General features: G+C 49.0%; 7 protein-coding genes. 4 read left to right on the top strand and 3 right to left on the bottom strand.

Annotated features, from left to right (window positions below; genetic code table 11):
* The first annotated feature begins 548 nt into the window (after positions 1–548).
* Both LUQ50_RS05575 and LUQ50_RS05580 read left to right on the top strand, forming a co-directional pair.
* On the top strand, positions 549–1,760 hold the full coding sequence (locus tag LUQ50_RS05575; protein WP_300037426.1) for a hypothetical protein: 1,212 nt from the start codon (positions 549–551) through the stop codon (positions 1,758–1,760).
* An 89-nt stretch (positions 1,761–1,849) separates the two neighbouring features.
* Entirely contained in the window at positions 1,850–2,164 is a 315-nt protein-coding gene (locus tag LUQ50_RS05580; protein WP_300037429.1) for a DUF6506 family protein, read from the top strand.
* 38 nt (positions 2,165–2,202) lie between these two features.
* Here LUQ50_RS05580 and LUQ50_RS05585 read toward each other — a convergent pair whose 3' ends face one another.
* The gene (locus tag LUQ50_RS05585; RefSeq protein WP_300037431.1) at positions 2,203–3,105 is read right to left on the bottom strand and encodes a hypothetical protein; all 903 of its coding nucleotides are present in this window, start codon (positions 3,103–3,105) and stop codon (positions 2,203–2,205) included.
* A 77-nt stretch (positions 3,106–3,182) separates the two neighbouring features.
* On the opposite strand from LUQ50_RS05585, the gene LUQ50_RS05590 reads away from it, so the two are divergent.
* Positions 3,183–4,337: a hypothetical protein gene (locus LUQ50_RS05590; protein WP_300037434.1), complete on the top strand. Its 1,155-nt coding sequence runs from the start codon at positions 3,183–3,185 to the stop codon at positions 4,335–4,337.
* A gap of 85 nt (positions 4,338–4,422) precedes the next feature.
* Positions 4,423–5,853 (top strand): PocR ligand-binding domain-containing protein, encoded by a 1,431-nt coding sequence (locus LUQ50_RS05595; protein ID WP_300037437.1) that lies wholly within the window; start codon positions 4,423–4,425, stop codon positions 5,851–5,853.
* A 7-nt stretch (positions 5,854–5,860) separates the two neighbouring features.
* Here the strand turns inward: LUQ50_RS05595 and LUQ50_RS05600 are convergent, their stop codons facing one another.
* On the bottom strand, positions 5,861–7,939 hold the full coding sequence (locus LUQ50_RS05600) for a transporter substrate-binding domain-containing protein (protein ID WP_300037440.1): 2,079 nt from the start codon (positions 7,937–7,939) through the stop codon (positions 5,861–5,863).
* Positions 7,940–7,980: 41 nt separating this feature from the next.
* Positions 7,981–8,318, bottom strand: a 338-nt coding sequence (locus LUQ50_RS05605; protein ID WP_300037443.1) for a flavodoxin family protein, incomplete at its 5' end; no start/stop codon positions are given.

Below are 8,318 nucleotides of genomic sequence, written 5' to 3' on the forward strand. Positions count from 1 at the left end.
ATGTAAGCAGTTATTGCATCGTCATACTCTCCTCCGCTGTAGTATGACTCTCCCAGACTGTTCCAGTCTACCGCATTGCTCGCAGCGGAGCATGAGACTGTTGTTGTGCACACCATGAGAATAACCAGGGTGATTACTATGAATAAAACCCCATTCATGCTCCCCATTCCCGATCTGGAAAATTTTTCCCATACATCCATAATTCGACTCGGTATGGCGCAAGAAAAAGAATGCGTAACCAACTCTTCCGCTATCCGCCGGGTGTGGTTGTTTATTCTGGTGGACGATATCCTGATGACAGGTTCGTCGTTGGTATGTTCTGGTGTGCTCTAAAACCAGAATCAATGATTATTCAACCAGAACCATTGGTATTCCTTATATTCAGATGAGCAGACGATCCTGTATTCAATCCAGGTATCGGGTTATCTGTTGCAGTGTATCCTGCCTGATACTCCCGATGATTCAGAGTTTCCCTGTATCCTGAACACGGTGCACGGGTTATTCTGAGTAGGATCGCTGAACCATTTTCATCTAAATTTCGTGATATCATGCAGTTATACCGAATCATCCTGCTTGAAACCCTTATATTTCTGTGTGCTCTGATTGGGGTTGCAACTGTTGCCGGTGAAGAATCCTCGTCATCGAATACCGTGATCAGCACTGATACTCCTATCAGTACTCCCGTGCCTACTCCTGTTCCGACGCCCGTTCCTGCTCCAGTTGTGGCTCCTGCACCAGTTCAGGTTGCAGCTCCTATCGAAACCCCCCAGCAACTTCCCTCCCTCTCACCGGTCTCTCAGCCACCGGATAACAGTGCCATAACCGAGCCTCTGGTTGTATCTCCTACGTCTGAACCCGCACAGGATCTTTTAGAAAGTATCCCTGCCGGGGCACACCCCTCAGTTACTATAGGGACTGAGGTTTACCAGGAACCACCTGCTCCTACCCTTTCAGACCAGGCTGATTATTCGGAGAAGACTTCATTGCTCTCATTATCTGCCCCGGTCACCGTGGAGGAAACGGCAACACAAGCTGTTGAAACATTGGCGGCATCAGTGACTACTGTAGAAACTACCGCTCCCACCACGAGTGAAACAACGGCTCCGATAACGACTGCAACTACTGCGGCAGCAACAGCAACCATCACTTCAGTTCCCACTGAAAATGGAACTCCTACGGAGACAGTTACCCCCACCCCGACTACAACCGGTAACATTACGCCAAATGTTACCGTTACTATCACCCCGGTGGTTACCATTACGGCGACTGTAACCGCAACTGCAACTGCGACCGCCACTCCGACCTATTATTACCCCCCGCTCAGTTCGCTGCCGATGAGCCTGAGCATGGCTGATGCTTCGGTTGCAGCTGATGCCGAACCGGGAGAAACCGGTGATATTACTCTGACGCTGGCAAATCTCGCTCCCTCTTCCCGGACCGATTCCACCCTGGTATTAGTACCGGCAAATATGCAGGCAAGATTAAGTGGGCAGGAGACCGTTCAACTTGAAAGAACCGGATATAACTGGCTATCAGATACCCTGAGATATCCGTCTTCAGGCAGTTATGAAGGAATGTACCAGGTTACCTTCCCGATATCCATCCCTGCCGATCAGGGTAGTTACCAGTATGCCTACTACCCGAAGCAGACCGTCACGAACTGGTACACCGGAGAGCAGGAGATGGTGGCTGCCGGTTCGGTGCTTCAGTTCACTCTGCTGGTCTCATCCGATGATACCGTTCATATCACCACCACCTGATCTCAACACCTTTTTTGTTGCATCTCTTCTATCATTGTTCAGATTCAGGATTGTGAGGATATATCTGCTGGCAGGGATAACTTGGAGATATGGTACTGAAAGCAGCGTTCATGTTTGTGGCTTCAGATGCAGATCCGATACAACATCGTTCCGTGGTCAGTACATCAGAAGTGATCCTGACGGTAGTCGGTGTTGCTGATTATCAGATGGCCTGTGAAACGGCAAAGAAATTGGTTGCAGAAGGAATTGAAGCAATAGAACTCTGCGGAGGATTTGGCATCGAAGGGACTGCAGCAGTCAAACAGGCAGTTGCAGGAGAGGCAGTTGTCGGCGTCGTACGCTTTGATACGCACCCCGGTCTTGGATCAAGGAGCGGCGATGAGTTCTTTTCCCGTTCCCGGTGATCACCTTTTTTCACCTGATCTCAAAGATATTCACCCGCTTATGAACGGGGATCGTCCCGGTTTTCCTGCATCATTACTCTGAGTCTGATTCCTATCAGGATACTCACAAGCCCGAGAATTATAATCAGTATTCCCAGGATATCCATTCCGATCATCAGCACCGAGACCGGGGCAATACAAATACATATCGCGAGCATCAGAGATGCTGCACCGATGATCAGTCTGCTCAGGAACCCTTCAGGAACTGCTTTTCTTCCTTTCAGGATCCTTCTTAACAGGATGAGTGATGTGGCAAACATCCATCCAGCAAGACCGGCAAGGATAATTGCACCCCAGAATATCGGGGAGAACGATCCCAGAATCATGGCTCCTCCGATAATCCAGGCTCCCCTGATGATATCATTCCGATCCGTTATTCTCAGTGGTCTGGTACCAACTCCATACCTCACGGTAATAAGTCCGAAGATGAGAACGATACCAGGAATTATAAGTGTGGTAAGCCCTAAAAAAGTCAGGTCAGGTACTGCAACGATGATGATGCCGAGAAAAATCGCCAGAACTCCAAGAATGATATGATTACGGTATGTTTTTGTCTGATTCTGGAGTTCTCCGGCAAGAGTATGGATAGTGCCTGACCTGGTGAATGAGATGAGGGTTATGAAGGTCTCTGATATCATCAGGAGCAGGGGAGCATCATCGATCAGATGAAGGATAGGATGTTTTTTTGGGTCATACCGGTCGAGATGAATCCGGAGATCAGTGGCGGTCTCATGCAGGTGATACTGACCTTTCCGGTAACTGGCGATGGTCCCCGGTGTCGGAATATTGATCGGAGAACTGAGCCATCCGTCTCCAAGCGGTTCAGTAACCTGATCTCTGGGGATAATGACCTCCCAGATACCCTCATGGAGGGGATAGAGAAACTCCTCAATCGATGGCATTGGACTCGTCCAGATAGCCGTTGGAGAGAAACCCTAATAAATCGTTGTATCAGGGAGGTTCTCTTCTACAGAAATATATGAGATATCATCCAATACCTAACCAGATGGATGAGGATACCCTGTTTGATGAGGGTGCGTATGAGTCTGACATATGCCCGGGTGTATCTGATGAATTCGATGCTGACCTGGCTACTGCCGCTGATGGAGAGATAGATCGCCTTCACTCACTCATTACCGGTATTGATACTGACATGATTCCACCAGCCGGGTATGGTGCCCTGGCATCTGCATTCATCCTGAATATTGTCTGCCTGATGGTAAGCACCGGGACATATCTTGGGCTCTGGATCCAGGCCAGTCTCTACTTCTATCTCATCTATCCGATGTTTCCCCTGGTGCTGATCCTCCTTCCCTCTCTCTTTCGCAGAAAAGCGGCGACGATATCAGGCGATTCCCGTGACCCGCTTCATATCTGGATAAAAAACCTGCACCTTATCAGAAACCGGACCATTGTTCTGCAACTGGTAATCAGGTTCTTTATCCTGAGTATCATGCCACTTACTTCTGGAATGGTATTGATTTACAGCATCTCGTTGCTGTTTGCGATCATACTTGGAGTAACCGGATCAATTTCCCCTCTGACATCGCTGCTGATTGTGATACAATGCCTGGGGATTCTCATATTATACCTTGATCTCACGTACCTGAAACGTCAATTCTCCTTTTTCGTCCGCTCGATGTCAGTACTATCCAGTGAACACTGGATCCGGTACCTGCTGATGGGCATCGGTGGTGTGATAGTGGTAGCTATTGCATCCTGTGCCACAATTATCCTGCTTATTGCGATCCTCCTCCCTGGTATTACTCTGGGCATCTATGTTGATGCAACGAATTTTATTGAGAACCGGACAAGTCTCTGGATTATCATTCTCTGGTGCAGTCAGTTCATTGTGATGCAGTACATGCAGAGTATATTAAGCAGGCGAATCTCCCGGAATATCTGCAGTGAACTGGTATCAAGACTTGAAGTGGCCCGTGATAACCTGTCTGACCGCTCAAGCATGTCCGCTTCCCGGGTACTCCGCTCCCTGGTTCTTGAGTCCAGGATCCATGCAATCACCCGCAGCCACATGGCAGGGTTCTTCCCTACCTATATCATCGGGGTTGATGTTGGTGAAATATTGAAAGTCAGAGGGCTTCAGGAATTATCTGATATGTTTCACAGGAAGTAGACGGCAGTTCCAAATGGTTAAGTACCGCCCCCGATGATAGTTATTCAGGTTTAACTCCTGAACTACCTGCCACAACCAACCCATCATGATCACCGTACTCTCAGTAGATGACGAGATATCCATCCTTGAGATCTGCAAGTTATTTCTGGAGCGGATGAATGATATCTCGGTTGAGACGGTAACAAGCGGAGAGGAAGCCCTTGCACTTCTTGACTCGCGTCAGTTTGATGCGGTAATATCAGATTATGATATGCCGGTTATGAACGGGATCGAACTGCTCAGGATCGTCAGGTCACGGTTTGGAGATCTGCCGTTTGTTCTCTTTACCGGGAAAGGTCGTGAGTCGGTTGCGATAGAAGCCCTGAATGTCGGTGCTGATTTTTACCTTCAGAAAGGTGGAGATCCCAGGTCCCAGTATATTGAACTCGCCTCAAATATCAGGCAGGCTGTCCGAAGAAAGCGTGCTGAAGATGCGATCAGGCATAAGATTGTATCGCTGACCAGTCCTGATATCGACACCGAATCACTTACGTTTCTTGATGTCTTCAGCCTGGACGATATTCAAGCTACTCAGGATGCATTCTCCAACGCAACAGGAGTTGCCTCACTCATTACCCATCTTGACGGAACACCGATCACCAGGCCGAGCAACTTCTGTCAACTCTGCAACGATGTCATCAGAAATACTGAAAAAGGACAGAGGAATTGTTATGTCTCTGATGCGGTTCTGGGCAGGTATCACCCTGAGGGTCCGGTAATCTCCCCCTGTCTTTCAGGAGGGCTCTGGGATGCCGGAACCAGTATCAGTATCGGGAACAGGCATGTTGCAAACTGGCTCATCGGACAGGTTCTTGATGAAGAGGCTGATTATGACCGGATGCTTCTCTATGCTGATGAGATCGGGGCAGATCGTCAGGTTTTTGAAAAGGCTCTTACAATGGTGCCTCAGATGAGCAGGGTTCAGTTCCAAAGCGTGGCAGATGCCCTGTTCATCATTGCCGGTCAGTTATCACTGCAAGGGCTGCAGAATGTCCAGCAGGCACGGGAGATCGCACGAAGGATCAAGGTTGAAGAAGATCTCAGGGTTGCCTATGATCAGATCGCCGGAACTGAAGAAGAGCTCAGGGATCAGTTAGATGAGATCAAGCATATCGGGGACCACGCCCATCATCAGGAACTGCAGTACCGGTCTCTCATCGTCCATATGAATGAGGGTCATGCCATCAGGGAGATGATCACTGATGAATCCGGCAAGGTGACCGATTACCGGTTTATCGATATCAATCCCGCATACGAGCAGTTCATTGGGAGATCCCGGGAAGAGATCATAGGAATGACCGGGTCAATGGTCTTTGGCATAGTGCCGCCTCCGCTCCTCGACCTGTTAGGTGAGGTATATGAATCAGGAACTCCGGTCGTACGGGTAATGGAGCATCCTACCCGGAACGGGGCTATCAGGATCTCGGTCTTTAAACCCTATGAAGGCGTTGTGGGCACAGTATTCTCAGATCTCTGATCCGATATCACCGGTTTTGATCACGATTCTGTTCATCAAGTGAGATCACCATCCCGTAATGCTTTTTCAGGAAATTGAGTATCTTCTCGGATTCCATCCATCGCCGGTCAAGCTGATTGATCATACCATCAATTTTCCGGACTTGATCTTCAATCACTGTCGTTTCCTCATTGGTATGGATCTCCGCAACTCCGAGAATGACGCTGAGCGGATTTCTGATTGCATCGTTGAGAAGTGAAAGTTCAGCCATGTTGCGCTGAATCTGGGTGATCGCGGCCTCACGTTCAACCTCGAACTGGTATCGTTCAGTCATATCCCGTATTACGGAAAGCCCGAAGAACGCCCCTCCACGCTCGAATACATGGAGGTTGATCTCAACCGGTATCGTGGTGCCGGTGGCGGTATGAAGTGCCCACTCAAATCTGAAGAGGCGGGTGGAAAACCCGTGGTGATCCGGATCGGTCATCATCGGGAGGGTTGTTTCTCCTAACGAATCATATTGCATCTGACAGAGTTCTTTATATGAATACCCGGTCATGATACTCGCGACGCCGTTTACTTCGATGATCCTTCCGGGGAGCAGATGCTCGTCAAAGGTAAACAGAACAATGGCATCATTGACGTTCTGGAACAGATCCCGGTACTTCTCCTCATTCTCACGGATTGAACATTCCTGCTCTTTGCGTTCGGTGATGTTCTGCATCTCTGCGCAGAACCACTCAGTTCCCTCATAGGTGAAGTACCACAACACGATCTCAACCGGAATGGTGGTTCCGTCTCTGATGGTGAGATCAGTTTCAAGTCTGATTCGTCCTTCATTCCGAACACGGGTAACCAGTTCATTCAGGGCCTGACCTGTAAGCCTGGCATCCAGGACATCCAGTGGTTTATGAAACAGTTCCTGGGGAGAATAGCCGGTCTCCTTACAGAGTGTCTCATTGAAGTCACGGATGGTTCCCGTGTTATCTACCCAGAGAAACATTGCATGGCTGTGATCCACAGTGAATCTGGTTATGAGCAGGGAATCTGACGTTTTTTTATGTTCTGCAAGTTCCCTGGCCAGGTCTGCGGTTTTCTCCTTAACAACCCGGGTAAGGGTTCGGTTCCAGAGCATTGCCATCCCGGTTACCAGAAGCAGAATTGCCACAATGCCGATCACACTCATGACCAGTACAGGGCTGATTGGTGGTCTGGTCATGGTGGGTGAGATCCACTTTCTGAAGATCTCATCACGTTTGGCAGAGGGTATTGCCCTGAGTCCCTTGTTGATGATCCCAACCAGTTCAGGGGAATCCTTTCTGACTCCGAATGCATACGAGAAATCATCAGCGTTCTGTGGCTGGTAGGTTCCTGCAACGTGGAGGTTGCTTATCCCCTCAGACTCTACATAGTAGGTAGAAGCAGCCATATCTCCAAAATATGCGTCTGCTGTCCCGAGTGAGACCTTTCGCAGACCGGTTTTTATATCCGGAACCTCGATAACCGTGATATCAGGATACTGCTCTCTGAGCAGCAGGGTTGTGGTAAAATTACCTACTGATGCGACCCTCTTTCCTGATAACTGGTCCAGGGTCATATCGGTTCTGGTGTTTGAGCGGGTGATGATGGGTAGGAGCGAATGATAATACGGTTCAGAATATATCAGGTACTCATCCCTCAGGCTGGAGATGTATACGGCACCGAGGATGTCAGCACTCCCGTCTTTGATCTTCTCGATACAGTTATCCCAGTTATTTTCATGTGATACGCGTATGTGCAGCCCGGTACTCTTTGCAACCTCACGGAGCAGATCTGCTGATATTCCCTGATAATCTTCTGATTTGGTTATCTGTTCAAATGGAGGATAGTTCTGATCAGGGCAGACCCATACTTCAGGATGCTCTTCGATCCACTGTTGCTCTTCGGGAGTGAGATCTAATGGAGCATATCCGCCGATGGCATCCTGTAGTCCGCTCATTGGCAGGAACTGGATTATCACTGCAACGATGACAAATCCGGTCAGGATCATACCAAGCAGGATAACCAGGCCTGGGTGAGAGAATCCCTGTTTTGTATCTCCTGGACTGGTATGATCTGGTGAAGTCATAGGATTGGTGATCTTCCCGCTATCATGAGTTGCATTCCCAATCAGGGTTTTGTTCTGGTGATATACCAGGCAATATTCTCGCCAAGACGTTCCATGGTTCTGATTCCCTCGTCATCCTGATCTACATCTCCGGGTTCAAGCCCGATTCCCAGGTTCCAGTAGGTGGAGCCTGCTGTAAACATGTCACAGATACCGAAGAGATGGTTTATCGAATCAAGAGCAGATACTGCCCCTGCACGTCTGACTGCCGCAATTCCTGCTCCAACCTTTCGGGAGAAGAGACCTCCGTTTGCAATCGCTACAAATCCTGCCCGGTCGATGAGTGCTTTTGCTTCGGGAGTGATATCTGAGAAGTAGGTTGGCGACCCGATGATGATGC

Origin of the sequence: Methanospirillum sp., assembly GCF_028679455.1 — an archaeon.
Taxonomy (GTDB): domain Archaea; phylum Halobacteriota; class Methanomicrobia; order Methanomicrobiales; family Methanospirillaceae; genus Methanospirillum.

Bases quoted from the DNA above. Each gene is read 5' to 3' on its own strand.
- LUQ50_RS05575 (WP_300037426.1), top strand. From the start codon at position 549: ATGCAGTTATACCGAATCATCCTGCTTGAAACCCTTATATTTCTGTGT.
- LUQ50_RS05580 (WP_300037429.1), top strand. From the start codon at position 1,850: ATGGTACTGAAAGCAGCGTTCATGTTTGTGGCTTCAGATGCAGATCCG.
- LUQ50_RS05585 (WP_300037431.1), bottom strand. From the start codon at position 3,105: ATGCCATCGATTGAGGAGTTTCTCTATCCCCTCCATGAGGGTATCTGG.
- LUQ50_RS05590 (WP_300037434.1), top strand. From the start codon at position 3,183: ATGAGATATCATCCAATACCTAACCAGATGGATGAGGATACCCTGTTT.
- LUQ50_RS05595 (WP_300037437.1), top strand. From the start codon at position 4,423: ATGATCACCGTACTCTCAGTAGATGACGAGATATCCATCCTTGAGATC.
- LUQ50_RS05600 (WP_300037440.1), bottom strand. From the start codon at position 7,939: ATGACTTCACCAGATCATACCAGTCCAGGAGATACAAAACAGGGATTC.